General features: G+C 29.6%; 11 protein-coding genes and 1 other RNA gene. 5 read left to right on the top strand and 7 right to left on the bottom strand.

Annotated features, from left to right (window positions below):
• Positions 1-15: 15 nt before the first annotated feature.
• Genes ileS through ACUBP5_RS01025 form a run of 3 tightly spaced genes read left to right on the top strand, consistent with a single transcriptional unit; the run spans position 16 to position 4,467 of the window.
• Positions 16-3,435, top strand: coding sequence for an isoleucine--tRNA ligase (gene ileS / locus ACUBP5_RS01035; RefSeq protein WP_482168457.1), 3,420 nt, complete (start codon positions 16-18; stop codon positions 3,433-3,435).
• Entirely contained in the window at positions 3,428-3,820 is a 393-nt protein-coding gene (locus ACUBP5_RS01030) for a TraR/DksA family transcriptional regulator (RefSeq protein WP_482168456.1), read from the top strand. Before ileS ends, ACUBP5_RS01030 begins: the two co-directional genes overlap by 8 nt.
• Positions 3,821-3,822: 2 nt before the next feature.
• On the top strand, positions 3,823-4,467 hold the full coding sequence (locus ACUBP5_RS01025; RefSeq protein ID WP_482168455.1) for a lipoprotein signal peptidase: 645 nt from the start codon (positions 3,823-3,825) through the stop codon (positions 4,465-4,467).
• Between the two features lie 84 nt (positions 4,468-4,551).
• On the opposite strand, the gene ruvA is transcribed toward ACUBP5_RS01025, so the two are convergent.
• From ruvA to tamL, 5 genes are all read right to left on the bottom strand, one after another.
• Positions 4,552-5,133, bottom strand: coding sequence for a Holliday junction branch migration protein RuvA (gene ruvA, locus ACUBP5_RS01020; protein WP_482168454.1), 582 nt, complete (start codon positions 5,131-5,133; stop codon positions 4,552-4,554).
• A 434-nt stretch (positions 5,134-5,567) separates the two neighbouring features.
• Complete coding sequence (gene der / locus ACUBP5_RS01015; RefSeq protein WP_482168453.1) at positions 5,568-6,878, bottom strand: ribosome biogenesis GTPase Der; 1,311 nt, start codon at positions 6,876-6,878, stop codon at positions 5,568-5,570.
• A 634-nt stretch (positions 6,879-7,512) separates the two neighbouring features.
• Positions 7,513-8,352: an acetyl-CoA carboxylase, carboxyltransferase subunit beta gene (gene accD, locus ACUBP5_RS01010; RefSeq protein ID WP_482168452.1), complete on the bottom strand. Its 840-nt coding sequence runs from the start codon at positions 8,350-8,352 to the stop codon at positions 7,513-7,515.
• A 29-nt stretch (positions 8,353-8,381) separates the two neighbouring features.
• A complete protein-coding gene (gene fbaA, locus ACUBP5_RS01005) occupies positions 8,382-9,452 on the bottom strand; it encodes a class II fructose-bisphosphate aldolase (protein ID WP_482168451.1) in 1,071 nt (356 codons plus the stop codon).
• Between the two features lie 62 nt (positions 9,453-9,514).
• Positions 9,515-11,962, bottom strand: a complete 2,448-nt coding sequence (gene tamL / locus ACUBP5_RS01000) for a translocation and assembly module lipoprotein TamL (RefSeq protein ID WP_482168598.1) — start codon at positions 11,960-11,962, stop codon at positions 9,515-9,517.
• Positions 11,963-12,599: 637 nt separating this feature from the next.
• Here tamL and ACUBP5_RS00995 point away from each other — a divergent pair.
• Positions 12,600-15,182 carry a UvrD-helicase domain-containing protein gene (locus ACUBP5_RS00995; protein WP_482168450.1) on the top strand — a complete coding sequence of 861 codons (2,583 nt, stop codon included), beginning with the start codon at positions 12,600-12,602 and terminating at the stop codon, positions 15,180-15,182.
• Between the two features lie 994 nt (positions 15,183-16,176).
• An RNA gene (rnpB, locus tag ACUBP5_RS00990) (RNase P RNA component class A) lies at positions 16,177-16,487 on the top strand.
• 114 nt (positions 16,488-16,601) lie between these two features.
• Here rnpB and glmS read toward each other — a convergent pair.
• Together glmS and ACUBP5_RS00980 are read right to left on the bottom strand one after the other, a co-directional pair.
• Positions 16,602-18,443, bottom strand: a complete 1,842-nt coding sequence (gene glmS, locus ACUBP5_RS00985) for a glutamine--fructose-6-phosphate transaminase (isomerizing) (protein ID WP_482168449.1) — start codon at positions 18,441-18,443, stop codon at positions 16,602-16,604.
• 58 nt (positions 18,444-18,501) lie between these two features.
• Positions 18,502-19,305 (bottom strand): glycogen/starch synthase, encoded by an 804-nt coding sequence (locus tag ACUBP5_RS00980; protein ID WP_482168448.1) that lies wholly within the window; start codon positions 19,303-19,305, stop codon positions 18,502-18,504.
• Positions 19,306-19,941: the final 636 nt, after the last annotated feature.

The following is a 19,941-nucleotide window of genomic DNA, read 5'->3' as shown; positions in this document are numbered from 1 at the left end:
AAATTTTGTCTCACCATGTCTAAGAAATTCAGAGAATATACACAGCTTAATCTGAACGAATGCGCTCGGGAGATAAGTGAGTACTGGAAGAAAAACAATATTTTCAAAAAAAGTATCAGCTCTCGCCATAATAAAGATTATTATGTTTTTTATGAAGGACCTCCTTCAGCAAACGGGCTTCCTGGAATACATCATGTAATGGCCCGCACAATTAAAGATGTATTTTGTAGATATCACACCCTTAATGATAAACAAGTACAACGTAAAGCTGGATGGGATACACATGGTCTTCCTATAGAGTTAGGTGTGGAGAAAGAACTTAATATAACAAAAGAAGATATAGGGGAAAAAATAAGCATAAATAAGTACAATAAAGCTTGTCGTGATTCAGTTATGCGTTACACTAGCATATGGAAAGATCTTACCGATAAGATAGGGTATTGGGTAGATTTAGAAGATCCATACGTTACTTATGATTCTAAATATATAGAAACGTTATGGTGGATTTTAAAACAATTATATTTAAAAAAATTACTTTACAAAGGATATACTGTGCAGCCTTACTCTCCAGCAGCGGGGACAGGATTAAGCACTCATGAACTAAATATGCCTGGAGCATATAAGGAAATAATTGATACTAGTATTACAGTTCAGTTTAAAGCATTTAAGCAAAGCCTACCTGACTTCCTTAAAATTCTTTCAAGAGAGGTATATTTTTTAGCCTGGACTACTACTCCCTGGACACTCCCATCAAATACGGCACTTGCTGTAGGGAACGATATAGAATATTCTACTGTAGAAACTTTTAATCCCTATACACTCGAACATGTATATGTAGTTTTAGCAAAAGATCTAATTAAAAAAGTTCTTTCCGAAAAATTTTTTCTTATATCACAAGAAAAGTTATTGGAAGCTCCTAAAGGGCAGGATAAAAAGATACCTTATCGTATAATTAATTCTTTTTATGGAACTCAAATTACTGGGAGTCGTTATGAACAGCTTCTACCTTGGGCTTTACCTTATGAAAATGTAAAAAGTGCTTTTCAGGTTATCTCATCGGAATTTGTTACTACCCAAGAAGGTACCGGAATTGTACATATAGCGCCTAACTTTGGTGTTGAAGATGCTTTGGCTGCTAAAAAAAATAATGTTCCTCCTATGCTCGTATGGGATGTGCAAAAAAAACAACTTACTCCTTTAGTAAATACGCAAGGACGTTTTATAAAAGAAGTTCCTAAGCCTTTTTCTGGACGTTATATTAGAAATGAGTATTATATAGATAAAGCTCCAGAGAATTCTGTAGATGTAGAGTTGGCTATCTTATTAAAAGATGAAGGTAAAGTTTTTAAAATTGAAAAATACAAACATTCTTATCCGCATTGTTGGCGGACAGGGAAACCTATATTGTATTATCAGTTAGACTCTTGGTTTATTAAAACTACAGCCGCCAAGGAAAGTATGGTAGAGCTTAATCGTAATATTCGTTGGATACCTGAATCCACAGGTAAAAATCGTTTTGGTCACTGGCTTGAAAATATTAATGATTGGAATCTCTCCCGATCTAGATATTGGGGAGTTCCTTTACCTATATGGCGTACTGATGATAAGAAGGAGGAAATTATAATAGGATCGTTCGAAGAATTAATAACTGAAATAGAAAAATCTGTTCATGCTGGTTTAATGGAAAAAAATCCTTTTGGGAATTTTATTCCTGGAGACATGAGCGAGCGTAATTATAAAATGATTGATTTACATAAGCCTGTTATCGATAAGATTTTTTTAATCTCACCTAACGGAAAGTTTATGAAAAGAGAATCAGATTTAATCGATGTGTGGTTCGACTCAGGAGCTATGCCTTTTGCGCAGTGGCATTATCCTTTTGAAAATAAAGAAAAGATTGAGCAAGGAAAATTTTATCCTGCTGATTTTATCTCTGAAGGGGTAGATCAAACTCGTGGGTGGTTTTATACTTTACATGCTATTTCTTCTATGCTTTTTGGTTCAATAGCGTATAAAAATGTAATATCTACCGGTTTAGTACTAGATAAAAATGGACAAAAGATGTCTAAGAGTAAGGGAAATGCTATAGATCCTTTTCAAGTATTAGCGCTACACGGACCTGATGCTATTCGTTGGTATATGCTCTCTAATTCCCAACCTTGGGAAAATCTTAGATTTGATATAGAAGGTGTAGATGAAGTACGCCGAAAATTTTTTGGTACTCTATATAACACATATGCTTTTTTTTCTCTCTACGCTAATATAGATAGTTTTTCTTATAAAGAAGTTTCAATAGAAGTAACTGAACGCCCTGAGCTCGATAGATGGATCCTATCTGAGTTGCATCAGTTAATTAAAAGAGTTAAAAACTACTACGATCTTTATGATCCTACCAGGGCAACAAGGGCTATATCTGATTTCGTTATAGATAATTTAAGTAATTGGTATATAAGGCTATCTCGCCGTCGTTTTTGGAAAGGAAAATACTCCCTAGATAAAATAGCTGCTTATCAAACTTTATATGAAGTATTAATAAAAGTATCACTGTTGAGTTCTCCTATAGCACCATTCTTCTCTGATAGACTTTATAGGGATTTAGCTTGTGTAGCTAAAAAAGAAGCCCCCGAGAGTGTTCACTTGAGTTTCTTCCCTAAATCAGATGATAAAATCATTGATGGATCTCTAGAAAAACGCATGCATATCGGACAAAGACTATCCTCCATTATTTTTTCTCTAAGAAAAAAAGAAAATATAAAAGTACGTCAACCTCTTAGACAACTTATGATATTAACTTCCTCAGAAGAGGAAGAAGGATTAGTTAGAGATATATCTAACCTTATAAAACAAGAGGTAAATGTTAAGGAAATTCACTTTTTAGCCTCTGATGATGCGAACGATTTGCTCATTTATGAGATAAAACCTATTTTTAAAAAGTTAGGACCAAGATTTGGAAAACATATGCCTATTATTTCCAATAGTATTTTAAAATTTTCTCAAGAGAGAATACGAAGCTTTAAAAAGGAGGGTATTTGTACCATTGAGATTCAAGGTAATAAAGAATATATTTCTTTAGAAGAAGTAAATATTGTTACTCGTAGTATTAAGGGTTGGTCTATAGGTAGTTATGAAGGACTTACCGTTGCTTTAGATATCAGTATCGATAAAGATTTACGCTATGAAGGTATAGCTAGAGAATTAGTTAATCGTATCCAGAATATGCGAAAAGCTCATAACCTTCAGGTTACTGATAAAATTATACTTTATATCAATGCTTCATCTGAAATAAAGAAAGCGATAAATTTAAATAGGGAGTATCTTTGCGAAGAAACCCTTTCTACATCCTTGTCTTTAATCGATAATCTCCATTATGGTGAGAATATTGATTTTGAAGGAGAAATGATAAAGGTATCAGTTCAAAAATATGTTTATGGATAATACAGAACATAAAAATAGATATTCTAAGGAAGAAAGAAAAGAATTCCAGGAAATTATCTTAAAAAAAATTGAAAAAGCTAAGAGAGATCTTTTTATAATTAAAGAATCATTTGTTAATGATAGAAATAACGGAACTGAAGACACTTCTCCTACTTTTAAGGCCTTTGAAGAAGGATCTGAGACTCTTAGCAGAGAGCAAAATGCTCAGTTGATCATTCGTCTTGAAAAATTTATAAAAAATCTTGAAAACGCTCTCATACGTACAAAAAGTATAGATTATGGTATATGCTGTTTTACCGGGAAGCTTATAGATAAAGAACGTCTTAAAATAGTTCCTCATACCACCTGGAGTATAGAGGGGAAAGAATTAATGGAAGGAAAATAATCTTGAAAAAAATTCTGATACTTATCTTTATGATGTTGCTCTTAGATCAGAGCATAAAGATCTTTATAAAGACCAATTTTGAAATTGGTGAGAGTGTAAAAGTTTTTCCTTGGTTTTTTATCTCTTTCATCGAAAATCCTGGTATGGCTTATGGATTGCACTTAGATTCTGGATATATAGGGAAAATAGCTCTTAGCTCTCTACGTTTTTTTTTAGTTATATTTATTTTCTTATGTATATATAGATGCCATAAAGCAGGAGTTTCTAATTATTTCATAATTCCTATGAGTATTATTTTTTCCGGTGCTGTAGGAAATCTTATAGATAGTATTTTTTATGGTCTTATATTTGATCGTGGAATAGTTTTTAATGAACAGAATAATTGCTGGATTAGTTATGAAGGGATAGCTCGTTTTGCTTTCCCAGGTTATTCTTTTTTTATGGGGGGATCTGTAGTAGATATGTTTTTTTTCCCAATCATAGATTTTCATTGGCCTGAATGGGTTCCTTATATCGGAGGCAAACGATTTGAGTTTTTTAAACCTGTATTTAACCTTTCAGATTTTTTCATCTTTATAGGAGGAACTCTTATTATTATTTTTAGCAATAATATTTTTAATAAAGTAAATATGCTTAAAAAGCATTGAGAATATAATTTTTTTTTTTATATGAGATAAAATATAATATGAGATACAGTTAAAATTATTCTCTATTTTTTTTAGGATAAAAAATTAAAGTTTTCTTAGTGATTCCCTTACTAGTTTTTCTGTAGAAATATCTGGGTTATCATCCAGTAGAATATTAACTATCTTTTCTGTAGTATTCTTTGAAAATCCTAAAACTTCAAGAGCGCTTATAGCATCTAGTTTACGCATATCCTCTTTATTATATAGGAGTATATTATCGTGTGAAAAAGAGGATATTTTATCTCTTAGTTCCATAACGATTCTTCGAGCAATTTTTTCACCTACACCTTTTATCCTTTGAAAAATATGGATTTGCTCTTCAAATACAGCCTTAGATATTTGTTGAGCACTTAAAGAAGATAAAATTAAAAGAGACATGGTTGGACCAACACCATTTATTGAAATTAAATGAAGAAACATTTCACGCTCCATTTGTTCATAAAACCCATATAGAATATACTGATCTTCTCTGATAAGAAGATGAGTGTACAATTTCATATTTTTCTTTTCAGAAAGTTGTGAAAAAGTATTAAGAGAAATACGCAGATTATAACCAATACCGTTTACATCTATTATTGCAAAAGATGGATTCTTTTCTTTTATATCTCCTTTTAAGTAAGCGATCATTCTAAAGATAGAATTATAAATATCATATTTTATTTTTAATAAAATTTAGATAGATAAGATTCAAATTTAAAAAAAAATATCTACTAAATAATTATAATTAATCTTATTAAAGATTTTAGATAAACATAAAAGATTATTTTTATTTTTAGATTTAAAATAATAATAAGCTATTCTCTATAGTATCTTATTAATAATAATATTTTTAGTTTAATTAAACCTAATAGGCTATCTTCTCTCTGTAGAGAGAAGATAGAAAAAGTAATTCCCCTCTATATTTTTTTCATAAAAATCCTTACTATCTCTAGTAAAAAACCTTTATTGGTAATTATTTTACACAGGATTAAAGATATAGTGAAAATTATCTATTTGTACTACAAATTCTTAACCCCATCTTGGTTAAGATTTCATTTTTAGTAAAAAAATTATATTTATGATTACTTTTCTCTAAAATAAATAACTATAGGAATGCCGCTGAGATTAAAAAAAATTCGCAGTTTATTTTCTATAAAACGTTTATAAGACTCCTTAATATATTGAGGTTTATTACAAAAAAAAGCGAACTGAGGAGTAAAATTAGGCAGCTGAGTGCAATATTTTATCTTAATATGTTTTCCTTTTATAGAAGGAGGAGGAGTCGCTTCTATAACAGGCAACATCAGTTCGTTAAGTAAACTAGTTTTTATCTTTCGACGACGTCTTAGGGCTATATCAATAGCTACTTCAAGAGTTTTTAAAACACGTTGTTTAGTAAGAGCTGATATGAATAAAATAGGGATATCATTAAAGGGTGCTATCTTTTTCTTAATAATTTTTTCATAAGTCTTCATAGTAGAGGAATCCTTTTTTATAGCATCCCATTTATTTACAAGAATAACAATACCTTTTTGATTTTTTTTAATTAAATGTAAAATATTTATATCCTGCGCTTGCCATCCTAACTGAGCATCTATCATTAATAAACAGACATCAGTATATTCTATAGCGCGTATCGCACGCATAACTGAATAGAATTCGATATCTTCCGTAATCTTTGATTTCTTTCGAATACCTGCTGTATCGATCAATATACATTCTAATCCAAAACGTTGGTAAGGGACTTGAATCGTATCGCGGGTAGTTCCAGAAATATTAGTAACTATATGACGATCTTCTCCTAAAAGAGTATTGAGAAAGGTAGATTTCCCAGTATTAGGACGTCCAACTATAGTAAATTTAGGAAGGTTTTTGGAGATGCTTTTATCTATCTCTTTTTTTGGGAGAATTTTTACTAACATATCTAAAAGTTCACCACTTCCGCTACCATTAGCAGAAGAAATACAATAATAATGATTAACCCCAAGATTATAGAATTCTACTGCCATAGATAAGTATTTAGCATCATCTACTTTATTAACTACTAATAATAGGGGCTTCTGGGATTTACGCAATAATTCAGCTACTTGATAATCCTCAGCTATAAGACCAGATCTGATATCTACCATAAAAAGTACTACATCAGCTTCGCCTATAGCTATATTTACTTGTTTATCAATTTCTTTTTCAAATTGATCTTTTGAGTTTTCAGCATAACCACCTGTATCTATAATAGTAAATATATGTCCATTCCATTCAGAAATCCCATAGTTTCTATCTCGAGTAACACCACTTATAGCATCGATAATAGCTTCACGTCTACCTAGTAAACGATTAAAAAAAGTAGATTTCCCAACATTGGGTCGGCCTACTATAGCAACAATAGGATACATACGATGAGTAAAATTTAACGTAAAAGTATAAAGTTTATAAATAAATTACTTCTAAAGAGAAAAGGATCAGATAGCCTAAAAAACATATTCAATTTGAATATATATATGAGGTATATAGGATAGCTATTATATTATATATAATGAACCTAGATATTGTTTATTGTTAGTTAAATAAATTATATATAGCTTTATTATATAGTTCCTCTCTAAACACAGAGATCTCTATATATACAACATAGGCTTTATGTCCTGAGAGAGTTTGATTATAAATTACTTTAATAAATAATTAAAGGAACATTTTTTTATGCAAATTATATATATTAAAATTCTATAAAGATCTAACATCCTATCCTATAGAATAGGATGTTAGATATTATTAAAAAATAATAATACTTTTTATCGATTAATTATTCTTCACTTGTATTTATTATCGGGATAAATACGTTGTATCATCCTGATAATAAAATTATTGATATAACTTTATCTTATTCTAAGATATTTGGAGAAAAACTTATTGCCACAAGCTATATGGTATACGTTATACCTTCCTTGCCTAGTTTTTAGGTTGAGTTCATTTATATATGATAATATACATTTAAACGATTCTATAATAGAAATTTATTTATCCCTTTTTCTAAAGGATCATCGATATAAATCGAGAAATATTTTTTCTTAATTCATTACGGTTACAAATAATATCTATAAACCCATGTTCAAGTAGAAATTCAGCTTTTTGAAAGCCTATAGGAAGATCCTTTCCTATAGCTTCTCTTATCACTCTAGGACCAGCAAACCCTATTAAGGCTCCAGGCTCAGAAATATTAATATCCCCTAATAGGGCGTATGATGCTGTTACACCTCCGGTGGTAGGATCAGTTAATAAGGAGATATAAGGTAATCCTGCCTGCGAAAGACAACTTAACATAGCTACGGTTTTAGCCATTTGCATAAGGGAATAAGGAGCTTCCATCATACGTGCTCCTCCGGATTTTGAGATTAATAAAAAAGTAGATTTTTCTTTTATAGCCCTCTCTATAGCTCTTTTTATTTTTTCTCCTACAGCTGAGCCCATAGAACCTCCTATAAAAGTAAAATCCATACACGCTATCACTATCTTATAACCTCCTAATTTTCCAAATCCCGAACGTATAGCCTCGTTAAGCCCTGTTTTTTCCCTAGCTTCATCAAGGCGTTCTCTGTATTTTTTATAATCGATCCATCTTAGAGGATCTTTTGAAGAAAGGTTAGCATCTAATTCTTCGAATATACCTTTATCAAATAAAATCTTAAAATACTCTTGACTTCCTATCCTAACATGATAACCATCTTCTAAACTTACATATAAGTTTTCTTCTAACTCCTGAGTATCTATGATTTTTCCACTTGGAGTTTTATACCAAAGCCCTTTAGGGAGATCTTTGCGATCCTTAGTAAGAGTAAGGATGTTTTTCTTTTTCCTTAAAAACCAGGTCATAATTCAAATATATCACACCAAAAATTTTATCACTTGAGCCTATTAATGTTATTAAGGCTCTTAAAAGCATTTTTTAAACGGGTTTTGAAACTTTTTTCTCCTTGACGAAGCCATATACGAGGATCATAATATTTTTTATTAGGTTCTTCTTCTCCTTGAGGGTTCCCTATTTGTACTTTTAAGTAATCTTTATTCTCATTCATATAATCACGTATACCAGTCATAAAAGCGTACTGTAAATCAGTATCTAAATTCATCTTTACTACTCCATAACGGATAGCTTCTTTAATTTCTTGTTCTGATGAACCTGAACCGCCGTGAAATACGAAGGAAATAGGTTTTTCGGTAGTTTTATATTGCTCTTGAACATATTTTTGAGATTTTAGCAAAATATTTGGACGCAAGCTTACATTTCCCGGTTTATATACACCATGGACATTCCCAAAAGCAGCCGCTATAGTGAAATTTGGACTTATTTCAAGTAGTTTTTGGTAAGCATAAGCTACGTCTTTGGGTTCAGTATAAAGTTTTTCATTATTTACTCTACTATGGTCTACTCCATCTTCTTCACCTCCTGTAATACCTAATTCTATTTCTAATGTCATATCTAGCATTGACATACGTTTAAAATATTCACAACATAGATTTATATTTTCTTGTAAGGGTTCTTCTGAGAGATCTAGCATATGAGAGCTAAAGAGTGTTTTTTTGTTATAGGTATAATATTCTTTACTTACTTCTAATAACCCGTCTATCCAAGGTAGAAGTTTTTTAGAGCAATGATCCGTATGTAAAATTACTGTAGCTCCATAAGCCTCAGCTAACTCATGAATATGTTTAGCACCAGCTATAGATCCTAGAATTGCAGCGCGTTGATATTCATTGCTTAATGCTTTTCCTGCATTAAAAATTGCCCCACCATTAGAAAATCCTATAATAATAGGGGCTTTAAGTTCCGAAGCAGTCTCTAAAGCCGCATTGATGGTATTTGATCCTGTAACATTTATCGCTGGAAGAGCAAATTGATTTTCTTTTGCATAATCGAATAGTTCTTTAACTATAGCACCGGTAACTACACCTACAGGAAATTTCTTAGACATTACCTTATAAATTATATTTTATAAATAGGATGGAATGGCAAATATAATAAAACCTAATATACTTAAAAGGGATAGCCTATAGCAAAATTTACTATTGGATTTAAGAGGTCTAATTTAGAAAAGAGCCATCTATTATAAATTTTTGAAGGATCATGTAATTTATAGGCAAAGTCCAAACGGATGATAATTAATTCTAAATTATAACGTAATCCTAATCCTATACCTAAAGCCATTTGTTTATAAAAACTACTCCATTCAAACATACCGCTATTCATTTTAGTAGAATTAATAGCATTATCTTTCCTCTTTAATGACCATATATTACCTATATCGATGAAAAAAGCTCCATAAATTTTTGAGAAAATATCAAAACGGTACTCTGTATTTATAGTTATCTTAATATCTGATAAAGCTGGATCCATTGAATTATAGTGTATAGCGTCCCCAGGCCCTAATTCATAGGTATGCCAGGCTCGGATATCATTATACCCACCTGCAGAATAACTCCGATCAAAAGGTAATTCGTGGGAATTCCCATAAGGGATACCAATTCCTAAAAAAATACGTGAAGCTAAAGTTTTAGTTGAGGAGAATTTCCAGTATTTTCGTAGTTCTAAATCAAATTTTAGAAACTGCGAGCAGGATAGCTTAAATAAGCTATGCATTGGCTGTTTAGTTGTTTTTATTTGGGTTAGTATGAGGGGGTTATTAACCCAGGAAAGTAAATCTAAGGCTAATTCTATTCTACCATAGAAAAAAATAGGATTAAGATTATATTTATTTATATCATTTTTATATTCATAATAGTAATTCACTGAATGTATAAAATATTTATTTGCAATCCGTTTTTCTTGGTCCAAGGTTCTATTAAAATATATGTCTGTCTGATTGTTGAGATAGCGGTCCCCCATCTCTAAATCGTAGCTATCTTTTATAGCTTCGCCATTATTGTGAAAATCATAATAATGATCTTTTTCTAGATTTTGAATAAACTGAATATTTAAAATACTAAATCTATGGCTCTGATAAATAGAATTTTTCCATTCATATTCAATATTTCCAGAAAGATTTATCCTTCTTATACTTCTATTTTTTTGATGAATAATCTTTAAAAAAACATAAGAATGTGGGATATAGAATTTATTTTTGATAAAATAAATGTCTAATGGGAATATAAATCTAGGAAAATCAAATTTAGCTTGTGTCTCTGTCTCCCAAGCATTGAAATACCCTTCAGTCTTTGTCAAAGTTTCTTTTACAGAAGCAACATTAACTTTTATAGATAATTCGAGATTTTCAGCTCCTGAAAAAATATTTCGCGTAAGCAGTGTAATTCCTGAAGAAATACCTAAATTATTTAGGTATAAATAGTTACAATAAAAAGAAAGTTGTAATTCATATTTATTGTTAGGGACCAATTCTATATTTGCATCTAAAAGTGGATGTTTTTCTGTAGATTTTTTACTCTCTTTTAAAGAAAATATACTGATATTAAAATTATTAAAACGATTAATGTTATCTTTTGTAAGAATAATATCTTGTAACCTGTACAAACCCTTAGGTTTAATTACTAAAGCATCTGTGAACACACTAGGCTTATATTTAAGTGTATTTGGCAAACACATGATATATCCTTTATAATTAAAAGGATTTAAAGCTTTATGTATCTCATTTTGAACAGTAATTTTAATTTGATCAAAATGATATGGAATATGTTTAAAGGTTTTTAGCGAATTACCCCCCTTTTTAGGGGGTGTTTTTTCATTTACTATCATGAGCGTCTTTACTTTTTGCTCTTTGGCAGTTAAGTATATTTTAAATTTTATTTCATTGTTTAAATAGTTGAAATTATAATATCCATAGTTTTCATAAAGATTTTTTATTCGTTCAAGTTCATTTTTAAAATCTTGTGTATTATAAATTTTACCCGTTTTAATTTTTCCATATTTCTTATATCTAAGATAAATTTTTTCTAATTCTTTTTCTTTAAAGTAACATTGTATATCCCCTAAGATATAGGGCTTGCCTGTTTGAGTCTCATAAATTATCTTCCCTTTTTTGCCTTTTAAATCAAGGCGATATCTTGTTTTTGCATTAAAAAATCCTTTTGAAAAATAATCTGCTTCAATAGCCTCAGATGAGGCTTGTGCAAGATCTCTATCTATAAGAGATGGTTTGCTTGAGTTCTTAAAAAGAAATTTATCCCACCATAAGTTTTTCCCTAAATATCTGTTGAGATTGTTTTGAATTAAAAGGTTATCTAGTTTCTTGTTTTTCTGTTTTTTAGATAAGGCATCGGGAATATTAGTATAAAATTCATTAAATACGAGCTCTAAATCTAGATTGGAAATATTATAAAATATTAAACTTAATGGTAAAAATCCTAAAAAAGTCTTGTTAGGACGAAGTTTTACATAGTTATTATGATCGGAAAAATACAATCGTTTCCCATTCTCCTTAAAAATATTATCAGTAAGCAAATATCGCCCTTGGGGTACTCTCTGAGTAATATTACAAGCAGTTAGAATATATAAAATGCTGATTATAAATAAATCTTTACAAATTATTTTTTTTATTAAAAATGGAAAAAAGCATATACAAATATATGTTTTTACTTTCTTATTTATTAATATTCCGTATTAATATAGCCTTGATATTCGCTATATCAAAGTTTAAAAAGTTCTTATTAAAAGTGATTTATAATATTTTCCTAGTATTTACCTTATAAATGAATTAAATTATTTTTTATCTTAGTTATATGATATTATTAAGACATTTTATTTTTTCCCATACATTTTTTTATATGTTGCTATTTTAGCAAAACAGATTTTAATGAAATATAAGCTTGAGATAATCTACTAGAATATATTATTTAAGTCTATTGATCTAGATTAGATATCTAACATAGACGGATTTTTTTAAAAAAACTTCGGGAGTTATTGAGGATTGTATATTATTAGAAATAAATCTTACTATAAGTTTCCCCCTTAAACACTTTAAGAATAAGCAAAGAGATAATTAATATGAGAAACTAAGTATGAAAAGTTTAAATATTAGTTATAACTACAATATATACTATTAAACATAGTACTAGGGTCTTTACTTTTTATAAAAAAAAAATTAATATACAGATATATTTTTTCAATCATGTTGAAACCTGCAACATTAAGCATTTACGAATCATCTGCCGGATCAGGGAAAACCTATTCCTTAGTTAAAGAATATATTACTTTAGTCTTGGTATCAGAAAATATTTATGCTTTTAAAAATTTTATTGCTATTACCTTTACTAATAAGGCTGCTTACGAAATAAAAAAACGTATTTTAGAAACCTTACAACAACTCTCAACGCCTTCTAAAGCACATAGACATCCATTTTTTGGAAGTCTCTTAAAGGATACTAATTGTACATGTGAGCAATTAATCAATAGATCCAAATTAGTACTAGGAGCTATTTTACATTCATTTTCTGATTTTTCTATAAGTACTATAGATAAATTTACTCATAAGATTATTCGTACTTTTGCATCTAATTTTAGTTTAAACTCTAATTTTGAGCTAGAGACTCAAAGTCATATTTTACTTAAAAAAGCTCTGGAAAATTTTCTTTTTAAAATATCTCCTCAGTCTTCCTTAAGAAACTTTTTAACTGATTTTTCTCTATATAATTTACATCAAGGTGATAATTGGGATCCTAGCATCTCTCTTTTAGAGAGCGCTAATTTGCTCATACAAAAAGATAACACTCTCTTTTTACAGAGGCTTCAGAAACATAAGTTATCAGATTTCTATGATCTAAAGAAATATCTCATATGCCAGATGAAATCTTTTGAAAGAAGTCTTATTTTAGAGGCTAAAAAATATCTTAAGTTTATAGAAGAAAAGCATATATCATTCGATTCTTTTTATCACTTAGATTGGCCTAATACTCTTAAAAAAATAATCGAAGGTAATTATATTATCAATCCTTTTAACAAGCGCTTACAAAGAAGTATATGCTCAGGAAAATTATATTCTAAAACTTTTAAAAACGACACTCAAAAAAAACTTATAAATAATCATTGCCAAGAAATATTAAGACATTATAAATCCCTTTCAGTATTTTATCAAAAAGGCATTTCAAAATATCTAACCGCACGTATTTTACTGAAAAATTTGTCAGCTATTGCTGTTATCTATGAAATAGACAAGGAGCTAAATATTTTAAAAAAGGAAAAGAATATAGTACTTATAGAAGAGCTTAATGAGATCTTAGGACAATTTATAAATTCTGAAACTAGTTCATATATATATGAATATTTAGGTGAACGTTATACTTATTATTTTATAGATGAGTTCCAAGATACATCTTTAATGCAGTGGAAAAATTTTGAACCACTAATTGAAAATGCATTAGCTCAGGGAGGGGCAGCTATGATAGTAGGAGATATTAAACAGTCTATATATCGTTGGCGTGGCGCTCATCCTGAGCAGTTTTTATCCCTTTCTCAAAATAATAAAGCGCCTTATAAAATAGAAGTATACAGTCTTAAAAAAAATTTTCGAAGCTTTAAAAATATTGTTAGTTTTAATAATGAATTTTATTCTATTATTGCTGATCTTTTATCTAACCCATTTTATAAAAAAGCTTATAAAGAAAATTTTCAGGACTATTCAGAAAAACATGGAGGATATATAGAACTCAACTTTATTTCATCTAATGACAATTGTGCATATTACTATACTACCTATAATAGGGTGCTAAAATGTATAAAAAAATTACTCTTGCATGGATATAAATATAGTGATATTTGTCTGCTAGTACGCAAAAAAAAACAGGGGGCTTTTTTAGCAACATCTCTTATAGCTGATCACCAACCTGTAATTTCTTCGGAATCTTTATCTTTAACAAAGATATCGACAGTAAAAATAATTTTAGGATATCTCAAAGTTATTTCAAAGCCTGAAGATATCAATTCACGTATTGACTGGTCATTATTACTTTTACAATACGGGTTATTTAACCCTAAAGTAAAAGATGTCCATTATTTTTTGGAATTTCTAACAAAATTATCTTTTGAAGGATTTTTCAAAAAATTGACTCAATTAGGCCTTTCTTTTAAGGGATATTTAGGCTATCATAACTATTCCTTATATGAGCTATGTGAAGAAGTTATAAGAGTAGGTCAACTTAACCGTATAAATGATATTAACTCGCTTATTTTTTTCCTCAATACAGTATATCGTGCTATGCGAAAAGGTATTTTTACTCCAATAGAGTTCCTAAAATGGTGGGATCAAAGACAAGATAAAGAAAGTGTTAGTTTTTATGAATCACTTAATGCTATAAAAATCATGACGATTCATCAAGCTAAAGGGTTAGAGTTTCCTATAGTGCTTTTACCTTTTGCTAACTGGAACACTTTTGAAGAAAAAAAAGGAGGCTTATGGTTAGAGATAGATGGGAACGAATACAAGGGATTTGATCTTTTATATGCAACTGCAAATACCTTCATGAAATCTCTTGAAGGATCAATTAAAGAAAGGTATGAGGATTACTTATCTAAAATTCAATTTGATCATATAAATCTTTTATATGTAGCTACCACACGTGCTATAGAACGATTATTTATTTTTTCTCGTCGCTCGAAGACTCAAACTAGTACTATAGCATTTTATCTGGAATACTATTTAAAGAAAAAATCTTATTGGGACCCCTCTAAAGAAGTTTACGAGTTAGGTTCAATATGAAAATTTAATAATATAAAAAAAATGATCTAATCGCTTAGTGAGAGTAAATTTCACATGATTATTTTTCAATTTTTATTCTACACGTTTTTTTATAAAAAGCTTTATATATATTAATATTAACAAAGTTATTTTAGTCTTCTTTCTTAGGAAGAAAGAACCTAAATATTTTTAGGTAAAAATATAATAAATGTTATTGGATAAATACCTACTAGTATTAACTATTTCGTTTTTAATAACCAAAAAAAAATGTAGATTGTATAGAAAATGCTATATCTTAATAAGACCTATTAAGGTAATAAATACTAAAATAGTATTCTATTTAGAGCATATTAAAAATATTAGGATATTTTTTTTATAAAGAGTCTATCAAATAGATAAACGACTAATTAAATATATAATAGTTTATAAGATCTAGTTTTTTACTAGAAAGAATTAATTAATAGATTTTGAGCCCTATAATAAATGTTTACGTATATAAAGATCAACAAGGGTTATTAATCTAGAGGACTTATATTTTCTAGAGATGGTTACATAATTAAAAAAACTACTAAGTTTTTAAGTGATGTGGTAATTTCTATTTTAACGATAAATTTACAGATGTTATAGTTTGATTAGCAACCTTTTAGAGGCTCCTATAGAGTTTCTAGAAATTAATAATAAAATAGGATCAGCTATTAATTCCTTTCGCTGGTTATAAATACAAACTTATTAAAAAATAATTTTGTCCCTAACTAAAGACTATTATTTTTAAAAGAAAAAAATCTTAGTAACTAATGCAGTTAGTTACAAACTTAATTTATTTTTTTATAATATAAGGAGGGATAAGTTATCCCTAAAACTTAGGGCTGGGAATAATTTATATAGAATGTAAAAATCATATAGTTAATGAACTGAATGGTAATAATTATTTTATGATAAATGAAGTTGAGAGATTATAAGATATTATTTTTTCTTATCTTTACTCTCTGAGAATGTATTAATAGTAAAGATCTTTAAAGCAGACCACTTTATCGCGTTTTATATTATGAATAAAATGAGGAAAGTCCGGACACCTAGGGCAGCATAGCGGGTAACACCCGTCCATCGTGAGATGAGGACTAGTGCAATAGAAAGAAAGTACAGTTTGGCTGTAGTGAAATCAGGTAAACTCTATGTAGTGAAATGCCACGTATACCAGCGATTAAGATAAGCCCGATCAAAGCTGGGGGGTAGGCAGTTAGAGCTAAAAGGCAACTTTTGGCCTAGATAAATGATAAAGACCCATTTTAATGGGGACAGAATCCGGCTTAAAGGTCTGCTTTTTTTATATGCTAAAAATATAAAGTTTTATAAAATATATAGATCGACTCTTACTACTTGTTTTCTGAATTTGTAAAATATAGTTTGACCCTCTAATATTAATCTAGAGGAAAATTTTCATTATTCTACTGTAACAGATTTAGCTAAATTTCTAGGCTGATCAACGTTCTCACCACGCATTAGAGCAATATGATAGGCTAGCAACTGTAAAGGTATAGTAGCGATAAGGGGCGTAAAGATTTCATCTACGTCAGGAATTTCAATAATATGATCAGCTAAAATTCTTACTTGTTCATCTTCTGGATTAACTATAGCAATAATAAGTGCTTTTCGGGCTTTAATTTCTTGAATGTTATTAAGAATCTTTTCATAATATCCCCCTTTTGGGGCTATAACTACTACAGGCATATTTTCATCAATAAGCGCAATGGGTCCGTGTTTCATTTCGGCTGCAGGATAACCTTCAGCATGGATATAAGAGATTTCTTTAAGTTTCAAAGCACCTTCGAGGGCTACGGGAAAATTTACCCCTCTTCCTAAATAGAGAAAATTTTTAGCATCTTTATATTTTTTAGCTACCAGTTCTATTTTATTACTTATCTTAAGTATCTCCCCCATTTTATGGGGGAGAAGACTTAATGTATTACACAGTATATGATGCCTTGAAGGGTCTATAGTTTTTTTGTATTGACTTATTTTTAGCGCCATCAAACTCAAGACAGTTACTTGAGCAGTAAAGGCTTTAGTAGACGCTACCCCTATTTCTGGACCAGCATGTGTATATGATCCTGCATTTGTAATTCTTGCAATAGAAGATCCTACTACATTACAAATCCCAAAAGTAAAAGCACCTTTCTCTTTAGCTAGTTTTATCGCAGCTAGAGTATCGGCAGTTTCTCCTGATTGTGAAATCGCAATAACTATATCATCTTTGTAAATAATAGGATTGCGATATCTAAATTCTGAGGCATATTCTATCTCCACTGGAATTTGTGATAATTCTTCTAAAAGATATTCTCCTATAAGAGCAGCATGCCATGAAGTTCCGCATCCTATAATAATAATGCGTTTAGCTTTTAAGAAGTATTCTTTATAATCACATATACCTGCTATTTTTATGGTACCTGACTCTATTAAAAGACGTCCTCTCATAGTATTAAGTATTGATCTAGGCTGTTCGTAAATTTCTTTAAGCATAAAGTGCTCATAGCCTTCTTTATCAATCTCTTCAAGATCCATTTGAAGCTCATGAATACTAGAAACTACGTGATTATTGTTAATGATTTTTCTAATATCTACTTTTTTATTTTTTATAATCACTGCCATTTCGCCATCTTCTAAATAAAGAGCATTCTTAGTATACTCTATAAAAGGGGAGGTATCTGATGCAAGAAAGAATTCTCCACTGTTAATACCTATAGTAAGTGGGCTACCTAGTTTTGCTACTATTATTTTATCAGGATATCCCCTTTCCATAACAGCAATAGCATAGGCGCCTACTATCTCATTAAGAGATAATCGAACTGCTTCTTCTATAGATAAATTATCCTGATTTTTGATATACTCGATCAAATTGATTAATACTTCGGTATCGGTTTCGCTTTGGAAACACATCCCTTTCTGAATTAACATAGATTTAAGGGATAAAAAATTCTCAATAATTCCATTATGCACTATTACTAATTGTCCAGATTTAGAAATATGAGGATGAGCATTTACATCATTAGGTACCCCATGTGTTGCCCATCGGGTATGAGCAATACCCGTAGAAGAGCTAAAAGTATCGGTAATTTTTTTTTCAAGATCAGCTACTTTTCCTTTAGTCTTAAAAAGATGAAACCCTTCTAGGTCATTTAAAACTAAACCAGCGCTATCGTATCCTCTATATTCAAGTCTCTTTAATCCTTTAATTAGAATAGAGCAAGCATTTCTTTCCCCTGCATATCCTACAATCCCACACATTTAAAAAAGAATATTTTTCAACTTATTTTCATATTAGCGATTAACAATGTCTTATCCCCTAATGAACTTGTTCATAAATTTGTTCAAAAGTTTCTGTAATTTCTTCTAATGAACAACATTCATAGATTTTCGATCGAGTCTCCTTTAGGTATTGTTCTATTTCTTCTGAAAGTTTTATATCCCCTTTTATTACCGAGTCGGAAAAATCTATAGAAAGCTTTGTAAGATTAATAAAGCTAGGAGATTCAATTTTCTTAAGTGCTTTATTTTTTATGCCGTCCCATTTGATTTTTTTCACGAATGTTTCATTTAGATTATCTTCAAAATCTTGATTATAAAGAGAAGTGATTATCTTACATTTTTGGAATAAAGGATCCCCTTTATAGTAAGTTTTAAGATAAAGCGGAATGCAAGCTCCTAACCATCCATGGATATGTATGATATCTGGAGGCCAATTAAGCTTTTTTATTGTTTCTATAACTCCCTTAGTAAAAAATAACGTTCGTTCATCATTATCTTTAAAAAAGCACCCGAAAGAATCTTTATATATCCCTTTTCTTTTAAAATATTCCTCATTTTCAATAAAATATACCTGAAGTCGTACCTCAGGTATAGATGCCACTTTTATAATTAACGGCTGATCCATATCTTTAATAGTAAGATTTATACCTGAAAGTCTTATAACTTCATGTAGCTGATGTTTTCGTTCGTTAATGAACCCATAACGTGGCATAAATATACGTACATCATTACCTAATGCTTGCATTGCTTTAGATGCCTGAGAGCTTATAATAGATACAGGAGTTTCAGGAGTATAAGGGAGCAATTCAGAAGAGATATACAGGATACGTCTACCGGTCATGGAGGATTAGTTTCTTAATGAAGACTACAAAGGTAGTAAAAACTAAGCGTTTTTAATTTTTATACTATAAAAAATACTAATTTTTCATAATTCTTTTGTTTATACTATTTATCTTAATTTTAAGCTTTTAAAATTTCTGGATCCATTCTGTAAAACGTCATATGCATCGTTATTACGATATCTATGTCCCCATACATCTTTAGACTTGATAATATTTAGTTGAAAAAAAAGAATTTTTTCCTATTTTTATCAAATTATGTAAAGACAGAGTCAATTTGAAAATTAAAGCTATTGTACTAACATAGTAATGTGGTTTTTACTATTAATAGATGTTAACTTATTTATAATTATTATATAATAATAACCGGTTTGATTATTGTATATAAGTTAAGAACATTCCAAAATGTTATATAAAAATAATTTAATATAGACTAACAGAGATCCAATCTTCTTTATACTATCATATTAAAAATGATTATAAGGTATTAGTCTTAGCAGGACTAAAATATGGTAGCAGGACTAAAATAGTAGTTGTAAAAATACGTATTATTATACTTTGGATAAAGTTGTTTCAGGAATACTTGCTTTGTTGTATAACAATAAGATTTTATAGAAAAGAATTGTTTCTGTAGTATT

It is taken from the genome of Candidatus Insignibacter tubulum (assembly GCF_056790205.1).
This window is presented reverse-complemented; position numbering and strand designations above follow the sequence as displayed.